At 58.5% G+C, this 20256-nt stretch carries 17 protein-coding genes and 2 tRNA genes; 16 read left to right on the top strand and 3 right to left on the bottom strand.

The genetic code is table 11. From position 1 onward, the window contains the following. The first annotated feature begins 46 nt into the window (after window positions 1-46). The 13 genes from folP (at window position 47) to pnp (ending at window position 12767) form a co-directional block, all read left to right on the top strand. Window positions 47-892, top strand: coding sequence for a dihydropteroate synthase (folP, locus tag G5195_RS15400; RefSeq protein WP_216951948.1), 846 nt, complete (start codon window positions 47-49; stop codon window positions 890-892). A 15-nt stretch (window positions 893-907) separates the two neighbouring features. Beyond that, a complete protein-coding gene (gene glmM / locus G5195_RS15395; protein WP_005338823.1) occupies window positions 908-2242 on the top strand; it encodes a phosphoglucosamine mutase in 1335 nt (444 codons plus the stop codon). A gap of 131 nt (window positions 2243-2373) precedes the next feature. Beyond that, window positions 2374-3138 (top strand): triose-phosphate isomerase, encoded by a 765-nt coding sequence (gene tpiA, locus G5195_RS15390; RefSeq protein WP_421222371.1) that lies wholly within the window; start codon window positions 2374-2376, stop codon window positions 3136-3138. Then, window positions 3139-3465, top strand: a complete 327-nt coding sequence (gene secG, locus G5195_RS15385; RefSeq protein WP_005338811.1) for a preprotein translocase subunit SecG — start codon at window positions 3139-3141, stop codon at window positions 3463-3465. It abuts the gene before it with no gap. Window positions 3466-3472: 7 nt separating this feature from the next. Then, window positions 3473-3557: transfer RNA gene (locus G5195_RS15380), tRNA-Leu, on the top strand. Between the two features lie 92 nt (window positions 3558-3649). After that, a tRNA-Met gene (locus G5195_RS15375) sits at window positions 3650-3726 on the top strand. A 166-nt stretch (window positions 3727-3892) separates the two neighbouring features. After that, window positions 3893-4351: a ribosome maturation factor RimP gene (rimP, locus tag G5195_RS15370; RefSeq protein WP_005338809.1), complete on the top strand. Its 459-nt coding sequence runs from the start codon at window positions 3893-3895 to the stop codon at window positions 4349-4351. Between the two features lie 14 nt (window positions 4352-4365). Continuing rightward, window positions 4366-5865 (top strand): transcription termination factor NusA, encoded by a 1500-nt coding sequence (gene nusA / locus G5195_RS15365; RefSeq protein WP_421205885.1) that lies wholly within the window; start codon window positions 4366-4368, stop codon window positions 5863-5865. 24 nt (window positions 5866-5889) lie between these two features. Further along, window positions 5890-8595 carry a translation initiation factor IF-2 gene (infB, locus tag G5195_RS15360; protein WP_216951946.1) on the top strand — a complete coding sequence of 902 codons (2706 nt, stop codon included), beginning with the start codon at window positions 5890-5892 and terminating at the stop codon, window positions 8593-8595. Between the two features lie 55 nt (window positions 8596-8650). Then, window positions 8651-9088 carry a 30S ribosome-binding factor RbfA gene (gene rbfA / locus G5195_RS15355; protein WP_421205886.1) on the top strand — a complete coding sequence of 146 codons (438 nt, stop codon included), beginning with the start codon at window positions 8651-8653 and terminating at the stop codon, window positions 9086-9088. Between the two features lies 1 nt (window position 9089). After that, the gene (truB, locus tag G5195_RS15350) at window positions 9090-10040 is read left to right on the top strand and encodes a tRNA pseudouridine(55) synthase TruB (RefSeq protein WP_245094887.1); all 951 of its coding nucleotides are present in this window, start codon (window positions 9090-9092) and stop codon (window positions 10038-10040) included. Between the two features lie 146 nt (window positions 10041-10186). Continuing rightward, complete coding sequence (rpsO, locus tag G5195_RS15345; RefSeq protein WP_216979371.1) at window positions 10187-10456, top strand: 30S ribosomal protein S15; 270 nt, start codon at window positions 10187-10189, stop codon at window positions 10454-10456. Window positions 10457-10625: 169 nt separating this feature from the next. After that, complete coding sequence (gene pnp / locus G5195_RS15340; RefSeq protein WP_216979370.1) at window positions 10626-12767, top strand: polyribonucleotide nucleotidyltransferase; 2142 nt, start codon at window positions 10626-10628, stop codon at window positions 12765-12767. 226 nt (window positions 12768-12993) lie between these two features. On the opposite strand, the gene G5195_RS15335 is transcribed toward pnp, so the two are convergent. Beyond that, a complete protein-coding gene (locus tag G5195_RS15335) occupies window positions 12994-14082 on the bottom strand; it encodes a ketoacyl-ACP synthase III (protein ID WP_184234440.1) in 1089 nt (362 codons plus the stop codon). Window positions 14083-14307: 225 nt separating this feature from the next. Between G5195_RS15335 and G5195_RS15330 the strand changes: the two genes are divergently transcribed. From G5195_RS15330 to G5195_RS15320, 3 genes are all read left to right on the top strand, one after another. Beyond that, a complete protein-coding gene (locus G5195_RS15330) occupies window positions 14308-15249 on the top strand; it encodes a LysR family transcriptional regulator (protein WP_201932889.1) in 942 nt (313 codons plus the stop codon). A 128-nt stretch (window positions 15250-15377) separates the two neighbouring features. Continuing rightward, window positions 15378-15986 carry a LysE family translocator gene (locus G5195_RS15325; protein WP_042054198.1) on the top strand — a complete coding sequence of 203 codons (609 nt, stop codon included), beginning with the start codon at window positions 15378-15380 and terminating at the stop codon, window positions 15984-15986. Between the two features lie 97 nt (window positions 15987-16083). Further along, window positions 16084-17943 (top strand): peptidase U32 family protein, encoded by a 1860-nt coding sequence (locus G5195_RS15320; RefSeq protein WP_421222369.1) that lies wholly within the window; start codon window positions 16084-16086, stop codon window positions 17941-17943. 67 nt (window positions 17944-18010) lie between these two features. Here the strand turns inward: G5195_RS15320 and G5195_RS15315 are convergent, their stop codons facing one another. Continuing rightward, window positions 18011-18484: a methylated-DNA--[protein]-cysteine S-methyltransferase gene (locus tag G5195_RS15315; protein WP_227341259.1), complete on the bottom strand. Its 474-nt coding sequence runs from the start codon at window positions 18482-18484 to the stop codon at window positions 18011-18013. Then, the gene (locus G5195_RS15310) at window positions 18481-20025 is read right to left on the bottom strand and encodes an AlkA N-terminal domain-containing protein (protein ID WP_421222425.1); all 1545 of its coding nucleotides are present in this window, start codon (window positions 20023-20025) and stop codon (window positions 18481-18483) included. Before G5195_RS15310 ends, G5195_RS15315 begins: the two co-directional genes overlap by 4 nt. Window positions 20026-20256: the final 231 nt, after the last annotated feature.

Genomic DNA, 20256 nt, shown 5'->3' with positions numbered 1-20256 from the left:
AACCCCGGGCTTGCCCGGGGTTTTTCTTTATCAGATGGATGTGAAAATGCAGTTAACCAGCAAGGGGCTCAGCCTCTCCCTCGATCGTCCCCATGTGATGGGGATCCTCAATGTGACGCCCGACTCCTTCTCCGATGGCGGTAATTTCAACCAGTTTGAACGGGCAATGGCCCATGCGCGCCAGATGGTCTCTGACGGTGCGACCCTCATCGACATCGGTGGCGAGTCAACCCGCCCTGGTGCGCCCGATGTGAACGAGCAGGAGGAGCTGGACAGGGTCATTCCTGTTGTGGAGCAGATGGTTCGTGAGCTGGATGTGATGATCTCCCTCGATACCTCCAAAGCGGCTGTGATGCGGGAGGGTTGCAAGGTGGGTGCCCATCTGATCAACGATGTGCGGGCACTGCAAGAACCTGGATCACTGCAAGCCGCGGCCGAAGCGCGGGTTCCGGTCTGTCTGATGCATATGCAAGGGCAGCCGAGAACCATGCAAGTCCAGCCACACTATGACGACCTGGTCGGAGAGGTACGCGCCTTTTTTGATGAACGCATTGCGGCTTGTCTGGCGGTCGGGATCCGTCGTGAAGAGCTGTTGCTGGATCCGGGATATGGCTTTGGCAAGACCCTTGCACACAACTATCAGCTGTTAGCGGCTCAAAAGGAACTGCTTGATTATGGCTTGCCGCTATTGGTGGGGATGTCGCGAAAGTCTATGATAGGCAACCTGCTGGGCCGTCCGGTGGATGAGCGTCTGGCGGGCAGTCTGGCATGCGCCCTTATCGGCATGCAGCATGGGGCCCGCATCATCAGGGTACACGATGTACGGGAGACCATGGACGCATTGCGCGTCGGTTGGCTGGCAATGACGGGACAAGATTTTATTTCCAGATAATAAAGAGAACAGACAATGGCAAGAAAGTATTTCGGTACCGATGGTGTGCGCGGCAAGGTTGGCGAATACCCGATCACTCCTGATTTTGTAATGAAATTGGGTTGGGCTGCCGGCAAGGTGCTCTCCAAGAAGGGCACCAAAAAGGTGCTGATTGGCAAAGATACCCGCATTTCCGGTTACATGCTGGAATCCGCGCTGGAAGCGGGGCTCTCTGCGGCAGGCCTTAAAGCCATTCTGATGGGGCCCATGCCCACGCCGGCGGTTGCCTACCTGACTCGCACTTTCCGTGCCGAAGCTGGTATCGTCATCAGCGCTTCCCACAATCCCTTCTACGACAACGGCATCAAGTTCTTCTCCGCCGACGGCACCAAGCTGCCCGATGATGTCGAGCTGGCTATCGAAGCCGAGCTGGATCACGAGCTCAAGTGTGTCGAGTCGGCCGAACTTGGCAAAGCGGTGCGCATTGATGATGCTGCCGGTCGCTATATCGAATTTTGCAAGAGCACCTTCCCCTCCCACATGAATCTGGATGGGGTGAAAATGGTGGTCGACTGTGGCCACGGCGCCACTTACCACATTGCGCCGTCGGTTTTCCGCGAGCTGGGCGCTGAAGTGATCACCATGGGCTGTGCCCCGGATGGTCTCAATATCAACGATGGTGTCGGTTCGACTGCGCCTGACGCTCTGGTTGCCAAGGTACTGGAGTGCAAGGCCGATCTGGGGGTTGCCTTTGATGGTGATGGTGACCGTCTGATCATGGTCGACCATACCGGCTATCTCATCGACGGTGATGAAGTGCTCTATATCATCGCGCGCGATGCCCTGCGCAATGGTCGCCTCAAAGGCGGTGTCGTCGGCACCCTGATGGCCAACATGGGTCTGGAGCTGGCGCTGCAAACCCTGGGTATTCCGTTTGCCCGTGCCAAGGTGGGTGACCGCTATGTGCTGGAGATGATGGAAGAGAAGGGCTGGCGCATCGGTGGCGAGAACTCCGGCCACATCATCTGTCTGGATCAAACCACTACGGGTGATGGCATCGTAGCCGCCTTGCAGGTGCTTACCGCTATGCGCAGTGCCGAGATGCCGCTGGCCAAGCTGCGCTCCGGCATGAGCAAGTTCCCGCAGGTGCTGGTGAATGTTCGTTTTGCCGAAGGCAAGGATCCGCTGGCCGCTGATGCTGTCATGGCTGAGGTTGCCAAGGTGGAACAGGAGCTGGCTGGTCGTGGTCGCGTACTGTTGCGTAAATCAGGTACCGAACCGCTGATCCGGGTCATGGTCGAAGGGGAGCATGAACAGCAGGTGCGTGACATGGCTCAGCGCATCGCCAAGCAGGTTGAGTCGGCGTTTTAATGAACAACCAGGGCGGCTTTTTAGCCGTCCTGGTTGTATCTTGTTCAAACGATTCAAAAATTTAAAAATAGCACTTGTCAGCTGAGCATCCACTGGATATTATCAGCCCCGCTTTCGCAAGGGAGTTGCCGATGGGACATCGCAAGCCGTTTGTAGCAGCCAACTGGAAGCTGCACGGTAGTAGGTCGCAGTTAGAGCAGTTTACGAGTCAGTGCCTGAGTGGTGTTGGCGAAAAAGTAGATGTGGTTCTCTGTCCTTCCCATGTGCATCTCGATTTTAGCGCTTCACTGCTCAATGAGCAGAAGGTAATAAAGTTGGGGGCTCAGAATGTGAGTCAGCACGCTACTGGCGCTTACACCGGAGAAATCTCGTGTCAGATGCTGGTTGAGGCAGGGTGTCGTTACGTATTGGTAGGGCACTCCGAGCGCAGGCGTCTCTTTGGTGAGACCAGTTTTATCGTCGCAGAGAAGTTTGCGGCAGCCAGAGCGGCAGGCTTGATTCCCATCCTCTGTTTAGGTGAATCAGGTGCGGCTAGGCAGGCGAGAAGAGCCTTCGAGGTGATCGCTGAAGAGCTGGATATCGTCATAGAGAAAAATGGCGCGATGGCTTTCGATAATGCTATCATCGCCTACGAGCCGATTTGGGCTGTAGGTACAGGTAAATGCGCCACACCCGAGCAGGCACAAGAGGTTCATTCCTTTATACGTGGTCGCTTGGCGGAGGATACTCCGGTAATAGGTGAGAAAGTTAGAATCATCTATGGTGGGAGCGTAACGCCGAGCAACGCGAGAGATTTGTTTGCACAGCCCGACATTGATGGCGGACTGATTGGCGGAGCAAGCCTCGATAGCGATGCGTTTTTAGGAATTGTTGAAGCGGCAAAGGGTGCAAGTTAAATGTACGAGATTCTTTTAGTCGTTTATCTGCTGGTTTCACTGGCTCTGATTGGTCTGGTGATGATTCAGCAAGGTAAAGGGGCTGATATGGGCGCCTCCTTCGGCGCAGGGGCATCGAACACAGTATTCGGCTCCGGTGGTTCAGGCAGTTTCCTGACCCGAACAACAGCAATTTTGGCTACTCTGTTTTTCGTTATCAGCCTGGTGCTCGGATCTATGTCCAGCAACAAGGTAAAGCAGGGTAGTGAATGGGAAAATCTGCAACAAACCCAACAGGTTGAGCAGACCAAAGCGCCAGTGAAGAAAGATACTGACGTTCCCGAGTAAGAGTTTTGCCGTGGTGGTGGAATTGGTAGACACGCTATCTTGAGGGGGTAGTGCTCTAGGGTGTGCGGGTTCGAGTCCCGCCCACGGCACCAATTAAGCAGTGAGCTCGGGAAGCCGAGTGTATTATAGCCAGTCAGTCTTGTATCGAGAGAGTGAAGTGGCTATAATCTCGCACGATTTCGGACGCGGGGTGGAGCAGCATGGTAGCTCGTCGGGCTCATAACCCGAAGGTCGTCGGTTCAAATCCGGCCCCCGCAACCAAATTTCACGCATTTCCTACGCTCAGGAAGGCGGTCGCTGCGAGGCGACAATCAGGGTAAAGCGCCAAGCCCCGATTTGACATCGGGGCTTTTTGTTATGTGCAATTTACTCTGAATCGATATCTATCTGGGCTTTATGCCCTTTTTTTGTTTTTCGGAGGGTGACTTTGGCTACGTTGGAACAACGTTTGACCGATCTGCTCGAGGCTCCGGTCGTTGCCTTGGGTTTTGAACTTTGGGGTATTGAGTTTATCCGCGCGGGTAAACACTCCACCTTGCGTGTCTATATTGACGGCGAGCAGGGTGTGACTGTCGAGAACTGTGCTGAGGTCAGCCATCAGGTTGGCGCCATCATGGACGTCGAAGATCCCATCACCGAGGAGTATTACCTCGAGGTATCCTCCCCCGGCCTGGATCGTCCCCTGTTCAAGGTTGCCCATTTCGAAAAATACGTTGGCCAAGAGGCGGCGGTAACGCTTCGGATGGCAACAAACAACCGCCGCAAGTTCAAAGGCGTAATCAAAGCTGTGCAAGGCGACATGATCACCCTGACAGTAGATGGTAAGGACGACGTGTTGGCTTTCACCAATATCCAAAAAGCGAACATAGTGCCGAACTTTGGTTAACGAGGCTATCGGATATGAATAAAGAGATTTTGCTGGTCGTTGACGCAGTATCCAACGAGAAAGCGGTACCCCGCGAGAAGATCTTCCAGGCTCTGGAAACCGCGCTGGCGACTGCGACCAAGAAGAAATATGAAGGCGAGATTGAAGTTCGGGTCGAAATCGATCGCAAGACCGGTGACTACGACACTTATCGCCGCTGGGTAGTCATTGCGGATCAAGCCGCGATGGAGAACCCCTATGCTGAAATCACCCTGGAAGCGGCACAAATTGATCAGCCGGAAATCCAGATCGGTGAGTATGTTGAAGACCAGATCGACTCTGTGACCTTCGACCGTATCACTACCCAGACCGCCAAGCAGGTTATCGTGCAGAAAGTGCGCGAAGCCGAGCGTTCACAAGTAGTTGATCAGTTTAAAGATAAAGAAGGCACCATCATCAGTGGTGTGGTCAAGAAGAGTAACCGCGACAACGTCATTCTGGATCTGGGCAGCAATGCTGAAGCCGTGATCTTCCGTGATGACATGCTGCCGCGTGAAACCTTCCGCCCGGGCGACCGTGTCCGTGGCCTGCTCTACGCAGTACGTCCAGAAGCCCGTGGTTCCCAGCTGTTTGTCAGCCGTTCCAGCCCGGACTTCCTGAAAGAGCTGTTCCGTATCGAAGTACCGGAGATCGGCGAAGAGATGATCGAAATCATGGGCGCTGCCCGTGACCCGGGTTCCCGCGCCAAGATCGCGGTGAAGACCAACGATCGTCGTATCGACCCGATCGGTGCCTGTATCGGTATGCGTGGTGCCCGTGTGCAAGCTGTCTCCGCAGAGCTGAGCGGTGAGCGTGCAGACATCGTGCTGTACGATGACAACCCGGCCCAGTACGTGATCAATGCCATGGCACCTGCCGATGTGGCCTCCATCATCGTTGATGAAGACAACCACACCATGGATATCGCCGTGGAAGCTGCCAACCTGGCCCAGGCCATCGGTCGCAATGGTCAGAACGTGCGTCTGGCCTCCCAGCTGACCGGTTGGGAGCTGAACGTGATGACCGTTGAGGACATGCGTGCCAAGCACCAGGCCGAGAACGACCGCATCATGAACCTGTTCACCAGCACTCTGGATATCGATGACGATTTCGCCGGTCTGCTGATGGAAGAGGGCTTCTCGACCCTAGAAGAGATCGCCTTCGTACCGGTCAACGAGTTGCTGGCTATTGACGGTCTGGATGAAGACATGGTCGAAGAGCTGCGCAAGCGTGCCAAAGATGCCCTGACTACCCAGGCGCTGGCCAAAGAGGAGTCCTTTGATGGCGTCGAGCCGTCCGAAGAGCTGCTCAATCTGAACGGTCTGAGTCGTGAACTGGCATACGCTCTGGCGGGCCGCGGCGTGGGCACCCTGGAAGATTTGGCTGAGCAAGGTATTGATGACCTTGCTGGTATTGAAGGGCTGACTGCCGAGAAGGCGGGTGAGCTCATTATGGCTGCTCGCAATATCTGTTGGTTCGGAGAAGAGCAGTCTTAAGTAAGATCAAACGGAGGAAAATGAATGGCAGAAGTATCAGTCAAACAACTTGCCACTGACATCGACACACCGGTTGATCGTCTTCTCCAGCAGTTTGTCGATGCCGGTATCAGCAAGAGCAAGGCCGACGACATGGTCAGCGAGTCTGAAAAGCAGACTCTGCTGGCACACCTGAAGAAACAGCATGGAGGTGACGAGGTCGCCGCTCCTGCCCGCATGACTTTGCAGCGCAAGACCAAGAGCACCATCAGTGTTCAGGGAACCGGCGGCAAGAACAAAGAAGTGCAGGTGGAAGTTCGCAAATCTCGCACCTATGTAAGACGCTCGGCGCTGGAAGAAGAACAGCGTCAGGCGGAAGCCGAGGAAAAAGCGCGTTTGGAAGCAGAAGAAAAAGCTCGTCGTGAAGCCGAAGAGAAGGCTCGCCTCGACGCTGAAGAGAAGGCTCGCCGTGAGGCTGAGCAGGCTCGTCGTGAAGCTGAGGAAAAGGCGCGGATCGAGGCACAACAAAAGGCTCGACAGGCTCAACAGCCCGCCAAAGCAGCCAGTAGCACAGCTCAGCAAGAGGCAGAAAAGATGGCCAAGCGCGAAGCAGAAGAACTGAAGCGCCAACAGGAACAGACAGCTTTGAAAAAAGCTGAAGAACTCGCCGCGAAGAAAGCCGAAGAGGCTCGCATCATGGCGGAACAGAACGCAGCCCGCTGGGCTGAAGAAGAAGCCGCTCGTGCCAAAGAGAGCAGCGATTATCACCTGACAACCAACAAGCATGCGCAAGCTGCAGAAGACGAGCTGGATCGCAAAGAAGAGACCAGCCGTCGTACTGCCGCTGCCGCTGTCAAGGCCCCGAAAAAGGCGGGTCGTCGCGATGATGATCGCAATGATCGCAACTCCCGTGATCCGCGTGCCCGTAAAGGCAAACGTGGCAAGGTCGCTACCCCGAACGCCATGAAGCACGGCTTCAACAAGCCGGCTGCCGTGGTGAACCGCGACGTTGTCATCGGTGAGACCATCACGGTGGCCGAGCTGGCCAACAAGATGGCCGTCAAGGGCGTTGAAGTCATCAAGGCGATGATGAAGATGGGGGCCATGGCCACCATCAACCAGGTGATCGACCAAGAGACCGCTCAGCTGGTCGCTGAGGAGATGGGTCACAAGGTTGTGCTGCGCCGCGAGAACGAGCTGGAAGAGGCGGTACTGTCCGATCGTGACGAGACCTCCGAAGCCAAGCCGCGCGCACCTGTCGTTACCATCATGGGTCACGTTGACCACGGTAAGACCTCGCTGCTCGACTACATTCGTAAAGCCAAGGTTGCTGCTGGCGAAGCCGGTGGTATTACCCAGCATATCGGTGCTTACCACGTTCAGACCGATAGCGGCATGATCACCTTCCTGGATACTCCGGGTCACGCGGCGTTTACCTCCATGCGTGCTCGCGGTGCCAAGGCGACCGACATCGTTGTTCTGGTCGTTGCTGCTGACGACGGCGTGATGCCGCAAACCATCGAAGCTATCCAGCACGCCAAGGCTGCCGGTGTGCCGCTGGTTGTGGCAGTCAACAAGATCGACAAGCCGGAAGCGGATCCGGATCGCGTCAAGACCGAGTTGGCTCGTTACAACGTCATGTCCGAGGATTGGGGTGGAGACTGCCAGTTCGTGCACGTATCTGCCAAGTCCGGTCAGGGTATCGACGATCTGCTGGAAGCCATCCTGATCCAGGCTGAAGTACTGGAGCTGAAAGCGGTGGTTGACGGTATGGCCAACGGCGTCGTGATCGAATCCTTCCTGGATAAAGGTCGTGGTCCGGTTGCTACCGTACTGGTACAAGAAGGTACTCTGCGTCAGGGCGACATCGTTCTGTGTGGTCTCGAGTACGGCCGTGTTCGCGCCATGCGTGACGAACTGGGTCGCGAGATCAAGGAAGCGGGTCCGTCCCTGCCGGTGGAAATCCTGGGTCTCTCCGGCGTTCCCTCTGCCGGTGACGAAGCCACCGTTGTCCGTGACGAGAAGAAAGCCCGTGAAGTGGCGCTCTACCGTCAAGGCAAGTTCCGCGAAGTCAAGCTGGCTCGCCAGCAGAAGGCCAAGCTGGAAAACATGTTCGCCAACATGACCGAGGGCGAAGTGTCCGAAGTGAACGTGGTGATCAAGGCCGACGTACAAGGTTCTGTGGAAGCGATCTGCGATGCGCTGGTCAAACTCTCCACCGACGAAGTGAAGGTGAAGATCGTGGGTTCCGGCGTAGGTGGTATCACCGAAACCGACGCGACCCTGGCTGCCGCTTCCAGCGCCATCCTGGTTGGTTTCAACGTCCGTGCCGACGCGTCTGCGCGCAAGGTTATCGAATCCGAGAGCCTGGATCTGCGTTACTACTCCGTCATCTATGACCTGATCGACGAAGTGAAGCAGGCCATGAGCGGCAAGCTGGCCCCAGAGTATCGTCAGGAGATCATCGGTCTTGCTGAAGTGCGTAGCGTCTTCAAGTCGCCGAAGTTCGGCGCCGTTGCTGGCTGTATGGTTACCGAGGGTGTGGTCAAGCGTTCCAACCGTATCCGCGTTCTGCGTGACAACGTGGTTATCTATGAAGGCGAGCTGGAATCCCTGCGCCGCTTCAAGGATGACGTCAACGAAGTTCGCAACGGTTACGAGTGTGGTATCGCGGTCAAGAACTACAACGACGTGCGCGAAGGCGACCAGATCGAAGTTTACGAGACTGTTGAAATCCAACGGACTCTGTAAGCCGAGCGTTAGACAAAATAGGGGGCCGCGGCCCCCTTTTATCGCAGGATAGAATATGGCCAGAGAATTCAGCCGGACCCGTCGGGTCGGACAGCAGATCCAGCGTGAAATCGCGCTGATCCTGCAGCGCGAGGTGAAAGACCCGCGTATCGGCATGGTGACCGTTTCCGATGTGGAAGTGTCCCGTGACCTCAACTATGCCAAGATTTACGTCACCTTCTTGCAGCTGGAAAATGATGCCGAGCGCATTCAGGAAGGGCTCAAGGCGTTGACGGAAGCCGCCGGTTACATTCGCAGTCTGCTGGGCAGCGCCATGCGTCTGCGCGTGGTACCGGAGTTGCGCTTCTTCTATGATCAGACCCTGGTGGAGGGGATGCGTCTCTCCAACCTGGTGACCAAGACTGTGCGTGAAGACAAGCGCCGCATGGCCGAATCCGGCCGTGACGAAGAAGCTGAATCCGCACCGGATGACACGACTGAGGATAAAGCCTGAGATGACCCGAAGACGTCGTTTCAAGGGCCGTGATGTGCACGGCATTCTGCTGCTGGACAAGCCGACCGGCCTGACCTCCAACGATGTGTTGCAGAAGGTCAAGCGGATTTACAACGCTGCCAAGGCCGGTCATACCGGGGCGCTGGATCCGCTGGCGACCGGCATGCTGCCGATTTGCCTCGGTGAGGCCACCAAGTTCTCCCAGTATCTGCTGGAAGCGGACAAGCGCTATGAGGTGACCGCCAAACTGGGCGAGCGCACCAACACCAGCGACTCCGATGGTGAGGTGGTCTCCACCCGTCCGGTGAACGTGGCTGTCGGTACCCTGATCGAGGCGCTGGACCAGTTCCGCGGCCCCATCATGCAGGTGCCGTCCATGTACTCCGCGCTCAAGCACAACGGCCGTCCGCTCTACGAATATGCCCGCGAAGGTATCGAGATTGAGCGTGAAGCCCGTCCCATCACCGTATTCGAGCTCAAACTGCTGAGTTTCGAAGGTGATGAAGTGCGCCTTGAAGTGCACTGCAGCAAGGGCACCTATATCCGCTCTCTGGTGGATGATCTGGGTGAAGTGCTGGGTTGTGGCGCCCACGTGACCCAGTTGCGCCGTACCCAGGTGGCCAGCTATCCGTACGAGCGGATGCTGACTCTGGAGCAGCTCGAGTGTATTTTCGAGCAGGCCAAGGCCGAGAGCATCCCGCCGCGCGAGCAGCTGGATCCCCTGTTGCTGCCGATGGATACTGCCGTGGCAAGCTTGCCCGAGGTGAACATGCTGGCTGTTGTGGCTGCCTATGTGAATCAGGGCCAGGCCGTGCAGGTGGCGGGTGCGCCGCACAGCGGTCAGGTTCGTATGACGGTCGGCCCGGAGCGCGAGTTCATCGGGGTTGGCGAGATTGATGATGATGGCCGCGTCGCCCCCAAGCGACTGGTACGTTATCACGACGAGGAGTGATCCTCAGGCGGTATCGGCGTGCTCTTTCCCTCTCTCGCTTCTTTCTCGTTGCGAAAATGGGCAGGGACGATTATCATACCGCCCTCATTTCACGGCTGAATTAGAGATTGGCTGTGAACCTTTAAACACTCTACTGGAGTAATACCATGTCTCTAAATGCTGAGATCAAAGCTCAAATCGTTGCCGAGCACGCTCGTGGCGCCAACGACACCGGTTCCCCCGAAGTGCAAGTTGCCCTGCTGACTGCCCAGATCAACCATCTGCAAGGTCACTTCAAAGAGCACTCCAAGGACCACCACGGTCGTCGCGGTCTGCTGCGCATGGTTTCCCAGCGTCGTAAGCTGCTGGACTACCTGAAGCGTAAAGATTCCGAGCGTTATGCTGCTCTGATCGCCAAGCTGGGTCTGCGTCGTTAATCGACCATCAGATTTCGCGAAAAGGGGAACCTCCGGGTTCCCCTTTTTTATTGCTCTTTAGCGGCTTGTTGCCATCCTCACAGAATTTGTGTCGCCGCTTACCTTTTGCATCGAATCAAGTATACTTGTGCGCGAATTTAAAGAGCCAAATTGTAAAAAGGAAATTCACGTGAATCCTATTGTTAAGTCATTCCAGTACGGTCAACACACCGTCACACTGGAAACCGGTGTGATGGCCCGTCAAGCCACTGCGGCCGTTATGGTCAGCATGGACGATACCTGTGTATTTGTGACCGTCGTAGGCAAGAAAGAGGCCGATCACGGCCGTGATTTCTTCCCGCTGACCGTCAACTACCAGGAGCGTACCTATGCTGCTGGTCGTATCCCGGGTGGTTTCTTCCGTCGTGAAGGCCGTCCGAGCGAAGGCGAGACCCTCATCTCCCGTCTGATCGACCGTCCAATTCGTCCGTTGTTCCCGGAAGGCTTCTTCAATGAGGTTCAGGTGGTTGCCACCGTCATGTCCGTGAATCCGGCAGTCTCCCCCGATATCGTTGCCATGATCGGCGCCTCTGCTGCGCTGGCCATCTCCGGCATTCCGTTTGGCGGCCCGATCGGTGCTGCTCGCGTGGGTTACATGAACGGTCAGTATGTGCTGAACCCGACCACCACCGAACTGCCACAGAGCGATCTGGATCTGGTTGTTGCCGGTACTGCCAACGCCGTACTGATGGTTGAGTCCGAAGCGGCCATCCTCTCCGAAGAGGTGATGCTGGGCGCCGTGGTATACGGTCACGAGCAGATGCAGACCGTTATCAACGCCATCAACGAATTTGCCGCTGCCGTCGGCACCAAGCCGTGGGACTGGACTCCGCCTGTCGTCAACGAAGCGCTGAAAGCCAAGGTTGCCGAGCTGGCGAGCGCCGAGCTGGGTGAAGCCTACCGCATCACCGAGAAGGCTGTTCGTTACGAAACCATCGCGGCCATCAAGGGTCGTGTGGTTGAGCAAGTTATCGCTTCCGGCGTGGAAGAAGATGCCAAGAAGATCGGCGAAGAGTTCCACAGCCTGGAAAGCCGCATCGTTCGTGGCCGCGTAGTGCGTGGTGAGCCGCGTATCGATGGTCGCGATCCGGAAATGATCCGTGCCCTGTCTGTCGCTACCGGCGTATTGCCCCGTGCTCACGGTTCTGCCCTGTTCACCCGTGGTGAAACCCAGGCTATGGTCGTTGCGACCCTGGGTACCGAGCGTGACGCCCAGAACATCGACGAGCTGACCGGCAACCGTGCCGATCGCTTCATGCTACACTACAACTTCCCGCCATACTGTGTCGGTGAGACCGGCATGATGGGTAGCCCGAAGCGTCGTGAAATCGGTCACGGCCGTCTGGCCAAGCGCGGCGTTGCTGCCGTGATGCCGAGCGCCGCCGAGTTCCCGTACGTGGTGCGCGTGGTCTCCGAAATTACCGAATCCAACGGTTCCTCCTCCATGGCGTCTGTCTGTGGTTCCTCTCTGGCGCTGATGGATGCCGGTGTGCCGATCAAGGCTTCCGTCGCCGGTATCGCCATGGGTCTGGTGAAGGAAGAAGAAGGTTTCGTCGTGCTGTCCGACATTCTGGGTGACGAAGATCACCTGGGCGACATGGACTTCAAAGTAGCCGGTACCACCGAAGGTGTGACCGCGCTGCAAATGGACATCAAGATCGAAGGCATCACCAAAGAGATCATGGAGATTGCGCTGAAGCAAGCTCGTGGTGCTCGTCTGCACATCCTGAAAGTGATGGATGAAGCAATCCAGGCTCCCCGTGCCCAGATCTCCGATTTCGCACCGCGTATCCACACCATCAAGATCAATCCTGAGAAGATCAAGGACGTGATCGGTAAGGGTGGTTCCGTGATCCGTGCGCTGACCGAAGAGACCGGCACCAACATCGAGTTGGATGATGACGGTACTGTACGTATCTCCGCTGTGGCCAACGAAGCTGCCATGGAAGCGATCCGTCGCATTGAGGCCATCACCGCCGAGATCGAAGTGAACCGCATCTATGAAGGTAAAGTTGTCCGTCTGGCCGATTTCGGTGCATTCGTCAACATCCTGCCGGGCAAAGATGGTCTGGTACACATCTCCCAGATCACCGATGCTCGCGTTCAGAACGTGGCTGACCACCTGACTATCGGTGACGTGGTCAAGGTGAAGGTACTGGAAGTGGACCGTCAGGGCCGCGTACGTCTCTCCATCAAGGAAGCGAACGCTCCGACTGATGCAGCCCCGGCTGCTGATGCTCCGGTTGCTGCCGAAGCGCCTGCCGCAGAGTAATCTGTCCTCCTGAACCGGATTCTCCGGTTGCAGTAAAAAGTCCGGCGCCCTTTGGGGCGCCGGACTTTTTTATGCGCTCAGGCTCATCACGCCGAAGTTGGCTCTCTGCTCAGGATGTGGTGGGCATTGCCGGAGCCTCAAGAGGTCAGGTTAGAAAAGTGTTGCGAAGGGGGAGGGAGAACGGTGTGGGAGAAAGGAGCCTGAGGATTCAGGCTCCTGATAAGGATCAGGCCTCGTTGGCGTGGGCCTTCTGACACCCTTCGACGGCGTGAGCAATCAGTTCCAGTGCGCTCTGGTCGCACGGTGGCAACTCGGCCTCGCACTTGTTGATAGGGGTAACACGATCGCCCCACTTGATGATGGCTGCGCCCCAGGTCAGGCCGGCACCGAAGGCGGCAGTCAGCAGATAGGAATTCGGCTTGACGCGCCCCTGCTCCAGCGCTTCGCACAGGGCGATAGGTACGGTAGCGGCGGAGGTGTTGCCGTAGTTTTCGATGTTGACCATCACCTTCTCCATCGGCGCATTCATCCGTTTGGCGAGGGTCTCGATGATGCGGATATTGGCCTGGTGCGGCACGATCAGGTCGACCTGCTCCGGCGCAATACCGGCCTGCGCCAGCACAGTGCTGGTGGCCTCACCCATGCCGCGCACAGCACGTTTGAAGATCTCCGGCCCTTCGAAGTTGAAGGTGAACAGGCCATCGATATCGGCAAAACGCACCCGATCGGTACCGAAGTTTGGTACGTGCAGGATCTCCCGGGCTTCGCTGTCACAGCCCAGCTTGTTGGCGATCAGGCCACACTCCTGCTCGCTTGCCTCTATCACCACGGCACCGGCACCATCGCCAAACAGTACGGCGGTATCGCGGCGTGCCCAGTCCAGCAGGTAGGTGAGGCGCTCGGCGCCAATCACCAGCACCTTCTTCATCATGCCAGTCTGCACCAGCGAGGTAGCGACGGAGAGGGAGTAGACGAAACCGGTGCAGGCCGCGTTGAGGTCAAACACGGCGGCGTTGACGGCGCCCAGCTTCTTTTGCACCGCAGAGGCGGCGCTTGGCAGCAGGTTGTCCGGGGTGGCGGTGGCCAGGATGATGCCATCGAGATCGCTCGCTTCCAGACCGGCGCAGGCCAGTGCGCGGCGACCGGCCAGGGTGGCGAGATCCGAGGTGCTGACATGGGAGATCCGGCGGGCCTTGATGCCGGTGCGCGGATAGATCCACTCGTCTGATGTATCCATGATGGTGCTGAGGTCGTCGTTGGTCAGCACGGAGGGAGGCAGGCATTTGCCCCAGCCGGTGATATTGGCGTATTTCATCTTGTTACCGCTTCTCAAGTGGATCGCCCGCGGGCGGAAAATCGTGCAATTATGCCGTACGAGACAACCACTGTCATCTTGTGGTCATGGTTATGTGCAGGGGGCTCAGCTGTGCCATCTGGTCGCAAAGGGCTGCAACGCGCGGAACATGGCTGGAAATTTTGCTTAAAACGCGGGACTCCTCTGCCCTAAGATAGGCGTTTCACCACCGATGAGGGTATCTCCTTGCTCAGAGCCAATCTCAACTTGTTGCCGACCCTCAAGGTGCTGCTGGAGACCCGCAATATCAGCCGCGCCGCCGAGCTGTTGCACCTGAGTCAGCCCTCCATCAGCAAGCAGCTTGCCCAGTTGCGCAGCGAGTTTGATGACGAGTTGCTGGTGCGGGAGGGGCAACGCTGGCTGCTGACGCCACGGGCCGAACTGTTGGCCGCCCAGCTGGCGGATTCTCTCGGTGCGCTGGAGCGGCTCTACGAGGCGCCCGGATTTGACCCGAGCCGCTGCGAGCGGGTATTTCGGCTCGCCTCCTCCGATTATGTGGCCCAGCATATCCTGCCCGATATCTGTGCCGCGCTCGCCAAAGAGGCGCCGTTGGCGGCGCTGGAGTACAGCCTGTGGGACAAGCGTCAGCTGCCGCAACTGTGGCAGTCGGAGCTGGATCTGGTCTCCACCATCACCGAGCAGGTACCGGAGCAGATCCGTGGTCTGCATCAGGGGGAAGATCGGCTGGCGGTGCTGATGGGATGTCACCACCCGCTGGCAGGCAAGACGCTTAATCTCGATGACTATCTCGCCTGGCCTCACCTGCAGGTGAGCGGGGGAGGTGACAAGGACAGCCCGGTGGAGCAGGTGTTGGCGCCGCAGGGACTGAGTCGGCGCTGGTTTGCCAGAGTTCCCTTCTTTCAGGCGGCAGTGGAGGTGTTGCTGCGCACCGATTGCCTGATGACCACCCCGGCTCATATCGCCTGGCAGCTCTCCTGCGGCCATGAGCTCACCTTTGTCGACCTGCCCTTTGCTACCCGCGACCAGCAGTATCATCTGCTGTGGCATCAGCGCCACCATCAGGATCCGGCCCACCGCTGGTTTCGCGAGCTGGCCTACCCATTCCTGCGGGATCACCTGCAACGTACCGTCGGCGAGAGTCGCAAGCTGCTCGATCTCGGCGGTTAGCCCCGGTCAGTTGTGTGGTGCCATAGCCATTGGTTATGGAATCTATTCATAACTTTCACTACTGGCATAATGGCTCAGCCCGTACCCTGAATACAGGTCATCGTATCGAGCATATAAAGAGGAAATGCATGGAACTGACGAGTTGGCTGGCACTGGCCGCAATCTGCGTGATGGGGGCCATCAGCCCGGGGCCGAGTCTGGCTCTGATCATCCGCAACACGGTGCAGGGCGGGCAGGGGCACGGCGTTGCCACCGCACTCGGTCATGGCCTTGGGGTTGGTATCTATGCGCTGGTTACCGCGCTTGGCCTCTCGATCCTGATCACCCAGACCCCGATCCTGTTTGATCTGATCCGCTACGGCGGTGCTGCGTTTCTCGCCTGGCTCGGGGTGAAAGCCCTGCTGGCAAAACCAGCCAGTGGTGAAGCGAGTGAAGAGGTGCACCAGTTGCGCGGTCGGCAAGGGGCCTTTGAAGGTTTTATGGTGGCCTTCCTCAATCCCCAGCTGGCGGTCTTCTTCATCGCCCTGTTCAGCCAGTTTGTGCGGGCCGATACCGGCTGGAGCGAAGGGGGCATCATGATGCTCACCGCTGGCGGGATCGATGCCGTCTGGTACGTGCTGGTGGCGCTGGTGCTCTCGCGCGGGCCGGTGCTGGCGTGGCTTAAAGCCAAATCCTTTGTCATCGACAAGGTGAGCGGGCTGGTGCTGCTCGGGCTGGCACTCAAGGTGGTTATGTAATCCTGTATTTCGCAGATACCTTAAGCGGGATCAAGGCATGTGGGTGGTGAATGGGCTAGAGTAGCGCCCATTTGCTGTCCGCCCTGATCCCGAGACCATGCACCAGAACAAGCACCCGTTAAGCCACAACAACCGGTTGGAGCTGCTGGCTCCGGCCAAGAACCTAGCCTACGGCATCGAAGCCATCAACCATGGCGCCGATGCCGTCTACATGGGCGGCCCTGCCTTTGGCGCCCGCAGCGCTGCGGGCAACACCATCGAAGATATCGAAGCGCTGGCGTGCCACGCCCATCGCTTCGGTGCCCAAGTCTTTGTCGCCTTCAACACCCTGCTGCACGATCACGAGCTGGAGCAGGCCCGGCGGCTGACCCACCAGATCTATGAAGCCGGTGCCGATGCGCTCATCGTCCAGGATATGGGGCTGCTGGCGCTGGATTTGCCTCCCATCGCGCTCCATGCCAGTACCCAGACCGACAACCGCACGCCGGAGAAGGTGAAGTTTCTGCAGGATGTGGGTTTCTCTCAGGTGGTGCTGGCGCGCGAACTGTCTCTTGCTCAGATCCGCGAGATCAGCGCGGCGACCAATGTGCAGCTGGAGTTCTTTATCCACGGCGCGCTCTGTGTCTCCTACAGTGGCCAGTGCAATATCAGCCATGCCCGTACCGGCCGCAGCGCCAACCGTGGCGAGTGTGCCCAGCTCTGCCGTCTGCCCTGCTCGCTGCAAAAGCCGGACGGTGAAGTGCTGGTGGCCGACAGCCACCTGCTGTCCCTCAAGGATATGGATCAGACAGACAACCTGGAGGCCTTGATCGAGGCGGGGATCCGCTCCTTCAAGATTGAAGGGCGACTCAAGGGGCTCGACTACGTCAAAAACGTTACCGCCTGGTATCGCCAGAAGCTGGACGCCATTCTGGATAGTCGCTCCGATCTGGTGGCTGCCTCTGCGGGTCGTTGCAGCTACAGCTTCACGCCTGACCCCAAAAAGAGCTTCAACCGCGGCAGCACCGATTACTTCCTCCATGGTCGCCAGCAGGGGATCGACTCCACCAAAAGCCCGAAATATGTGGGCGAGCCGCTGGGGCGGGTCACCAAGGTGACCCGTGACGGTATCGAGATTGATGGCAAACAGGTCACCCTCAACAACGGCGACGGTTTGGGCTTCTTCAAGCCGAATAACGAGCTGGTGGGGATGCGTCTCAACAAAGTCGAAGGTAAGCAGTTACTCCTGTCAGAACGCATGCCGGGGCTGAAGGTGGGGACAGAAATCTATCGCAACCACGATCAGGCGTTCAGCAAGATGCTGGAGAAGGCGAGCGCGGATCGCCGCATCCGGGTCGATATGGTGCTGGCAGAGTGCGATGAGGGCGTGAACCTCACGCTCACCGACGAGCAAGGCATCAGCGCCGCGGTGACCCTGCCTTGCGACAAACAGCCTGCCGACAACCCGGAGCGGGCGTTGCAGCAGGCGCGTGATCAGCTTGGTAAACTCGGCAATACCCTGTTTGTGGCGCGCAAGATTGAGTTGGCATTCACTCACCCGCTGTTTATCGCTGCATCACAGCTCAACGGTTTGCGCCGGGATGGCATCGCCGCGCTAGAGGCGGCGCGGGTGGCCAGCTACCAGCGCCCCGAGCGACGGATCGCCCTGCGGGATATCAACTATCCCCAGCACCGTCTCTCCTACCTTGGCAACGTGCTGAACAGCGCCGCCGAGCAGTTCTTCCGCGAACACGGGGTGGAGCGCATCGCTCCCGCCTATGAGGCGAACAAGGAGGAGCGGGAAGTGGTGCTGATGATCACCAAGCATTGCATCCGCTACAGCCAGAACCTCTGCCCGAACGAGGTGCCCGGTCTCAAGGCCGAGCCGCTGGAACTCAAGATGGGTAAAGACACCTTCCGCCTGCGTTTTGACTGCAACCGCTGCGAAATGCATGTGATGGGCAGCCTGAAACGCTGAGCAATGAGCCCCTTTCTCCGTCCGGAAAGGGGCAGTTTTTTATCGCAGGTTCTCTGCCTACCCTCCTTTAATTGCCCCTCTCCAGCGCCAGCAGTGCTTTTTTGATCTCCAATCCCCCCGCATAGCCGGTCAGGCTGCCGTTTTGGCCGATCACCCGATGGCAGGGGACGATGATCGAGAGCGGATTGCGGCCATTCGCCGCGCCCACAGCCCGCACCGCCTCTGGCTTGCCGATGGCGCGGGCAATATCGCTGTAGCTGCGGGTCTCGCCATAGGGGATGTCGCACAGCGCTTGCCACACCGCCTGCTGAAAGGCGGTGCCACGGGCGGCAAGGGACAGGGAGAAGCGCTGCAAGCGACCGGCAAAATAGGCGTCAAATTCGGCGAGGAAGGGAGCCAGCTCTTCGTGATCTTGCTGCCAGCCACTCATATCGGGCAGTGCCCGCAGGCCCGCCACAAAGTCCACGTGCACCAGACCAGATTCATTGATGGCGACCAGCAGATCGCTGCAGCGGGTCGGCAGGATATCGTAGCGGATCATGGGGTTATCTCCTGTTGTTGGCTATCCTGCTGGTTTTTGTTGCCAGTGGCACGGAGTAGCAAATCGGGCGCTTCACTCATGGCATGCCACAGCCAGCTGGCCGCATAGCTGCGCCACGGCTGCCATGCTGCGCTTTGCGCCAACACCTCTTTTACCGGCAGCTTGGTGCCGCCGCCGAGTGCCTTTTGCAGCACCAGATCGGAAGCGGGGAAGGCATCGGTATCCAGCCCGCAGCGCAGCCGCCAGTAAGAGACCGTCCACGGGCCTATGCCCGGCAGCGCCAGCAACTGCTCGTCACTGGCTGTCGTGAGGGTCAGCTCGCCGCTGGCCAGCGCCTGTGCCACGCCGCGCAGGGTACGAATGCGGCTGCCGGGCATGCCGATACCGTCGAGATCGAGTTCGCACAACTGGGCGGGGGGCGGCAGTTGCGCCATCCCGAATTGCGCCTCGGTGCGAGCCACCAGCCGCCCGAGTATGGTGATGGCCCCCTTGACCGAGACCTGCTGGCCGACGATGGCGCGCAGCATCACCTCGTACTCGTCCCAGCCACCCGGCAGCCGTACGCCGGGCCAGCGCGCTTGCAAGCGGGCGAGCAGCGGATCCTGACCGAGCAGATCACCGATCCGCTGCATATCGGCATCGAGATCCCACATCCGGCGCACTCGATAGAGCAGATCGGGCAGCGCCGCGAGCGGCAGATCATGGACGGTAAGCTGCAGGCTATGCCCCTTGCCCTGCGCGATGCGCACCAGCGCGACCTGATTACCGACCTGGTAGCGCCGCTCATACACCTCGCCATCTACCCGCTCCAGCCCGGGGATCGCACGCAGCCGGTAGAACGCCAGCATGGCCGCCACATCATATGGGGGGCGGTAGGGCAACTGCAGCGTCAGCGTTGCGCCGCGCGGCTCCGAGCCTATGTGCTCTGGCGCGTCACCGTGCTGCTCCTGCTGGCGCAGGGAGCGCGGGGCCAGTCCGTAGGCGTTGAGCCAAGCATCATTGAAGCGGCGGATGCTGGCAAAGCCGACGGCAAACGCGATGTCGGTAATGGGCAGCCCTGTTTCGGTCAGCAGCCGTTTCGCGAGCAGCAGGCGGCGCGTCTGCTCCACCTGTTTTGGTGAGGCGCCGAGATGTTGCTCGAACTGGCGGCGCAGGGTGCGTTCGCTGATCCCTGCCTCAGTGGCCAGTTTGGCGAGCGTGCCCTCCGCCAGCTCTCCGCGATCGATGCGTGCCAGCAGACGTGCCAGTTCAACCGGCAGATCGCCACGGGCGGCGGGGGCCAGCTCAGGGCGGCAGCGCAGGCAGGGTCGCAGCCCATACTGCTCGGCGGCCGCGGCGCTTTGGAAGTAGCGCACATTGTGCTCGTGCGGTGGCCGTGCCGGGCAGACAGGCCGGCAGTAGATGCCGGTCGAGAGCACGCCGGTAAAGAAGCGGCCATCGAAGCGAGCATCGCGGGCGAGCCGTGCGGCGTGACACTGTTCGCGGCTGAGGGTGTTGATCACCTCATCCGGTGACGACTCAGGGCTTGGCTTTGCATTCATGGTGTTGGCGGCGTTGCTGGAATAGATGGCAAGAGAGTAAGGGGGCTCGGGGGCCATGACTAGCCAGAAACGGACAGGGATAGCAAAAATTGGCCGAAGTTTTTTTACTCTTTCGTTGCACGGTTGGGTTTCACTCTTCGCTCCGTTGTTGTCCATTTGGCAAGGCTCGGCAGAAGAGCTCATAACGGATGGGGTCGGAGGCTCGATTGGCCTAGCTTTATTTGCTTAGCG

The organism is Aeromonas sp. 601039, from assembly GCF_049174415.1.
GTDB classification, from domain to species: Bacteria; Pseudomonadota; Gammaproteobacteria; order Enterobacterales; family Aeromonadaceae; genus Aeromonas; species Aeromonas veronii_A.
The sequence above is the reverse complement of the archived record's forward strand: the minus strand, read 5'-3'. Positions and strand labels throughout refer to the sequence as shown.

What these genes read in the sequence shown, in the direction of transcription:
- infB (WP_216951946.1), top strand. Translation starts at nt 5,890, where the DNA reads ATGGCAGAAGTATCAGTCAAACAACTTGCCACTGACATCGACACACCG.
- rbfA (WP_421205886.1), top strand. Translation starts at nt 8,651, where the DNA reads ATGGCCAGAGAATTCAGCCGGACCCGTCGGGTCGGACAGCAGATCCAG.
- folP (WP_216951948.1), top strand. Translation starts at nt 47, where the DNA reads ATGCAGTTAACCAGCAAGGGGCTCAGCCTCTCCCTCGATCGTCCCCAT.
- nusA (WP_421205885.1), top strand. Translation starts at nt 4,366, where the DNA reads ATGAATAAAGAGATTTTGCTGGTCGTTGACGCAGTATCCAACGAGAAA.
- G5195_RS15335 (WP_184234440.1), bottom strand. Translation starts at nt 14,082, where the DNA reads ATGAAATACGCCAATATCACCGGCTGGGGCAAATGCCTGCCTCCCTCC.
- glmM (WP_005338823.1), top strand. Translation starts at nt 908, where the DNA reads ATGGCAAGAAAGTATTTCGGTACCGATGGTGTGCGCGGCAAGGTTGGC.
- G5195_RS15320 (WP_421222369.1), top strand. Translation starts at nt 16,084, where the DNA reads ATGCACCAGAACAAGCACCCGTTAAGCCACAACAACCGGTTGGAGCTG.
- G5195_RS15325 (WP_042054198.1), top strand. Translation starts at nt 15,378, where the DNA reads ATGGAACTGACGAGTTGGCTGGCACTGGCCGCAATCTGCGTGATGGGG.
- truB (WP_245094887.1), top strand. Translation starts at nt 9,090, where the DNA reads ATGACCCGAAGACGTCGTTTCAAGGGCCGTGATGTGCACGGCATTCTG.
- rpsO (WP_216979371.1), top strand. Translation starts at nt 10,187, where the DNA reads ATGTCTCTAAATGCTGAGATCAAAGCTCAAATCGTTGCCGAGCACGCT.
- secG (WP_005338811.1), top strand. Translation starts at nt 3,139, where the DNA reads ATGTACGAGATTCTTTTAGTCGTTTATCTGCTGGTTTCACTGGCTCTG.
- G5195_RS15310 (WP_421222425.1), bottom strand. Translation starts at nt 20,025, where the DNA reads ATGAATGCAAAGCCAAGCCCTGAGTCGTCACCGGATGAGGTGATCAAC.
- G5195_RS15315 (WP_227341259.1), bottom strand. Translation starts at nt 18,484, where the DNA reads ATGATCCGCTACGATATCCTGCCGACCCGCTGCAGCGATCTGCTGGTC.
- tpiA (WP_421222371.1), top strand. Translation starts at nt 2,374, where the DNA reads ATGGGACATCGCAAGCCGTTTGTAGCAGCCAACTGGAAGCTGCACGGT.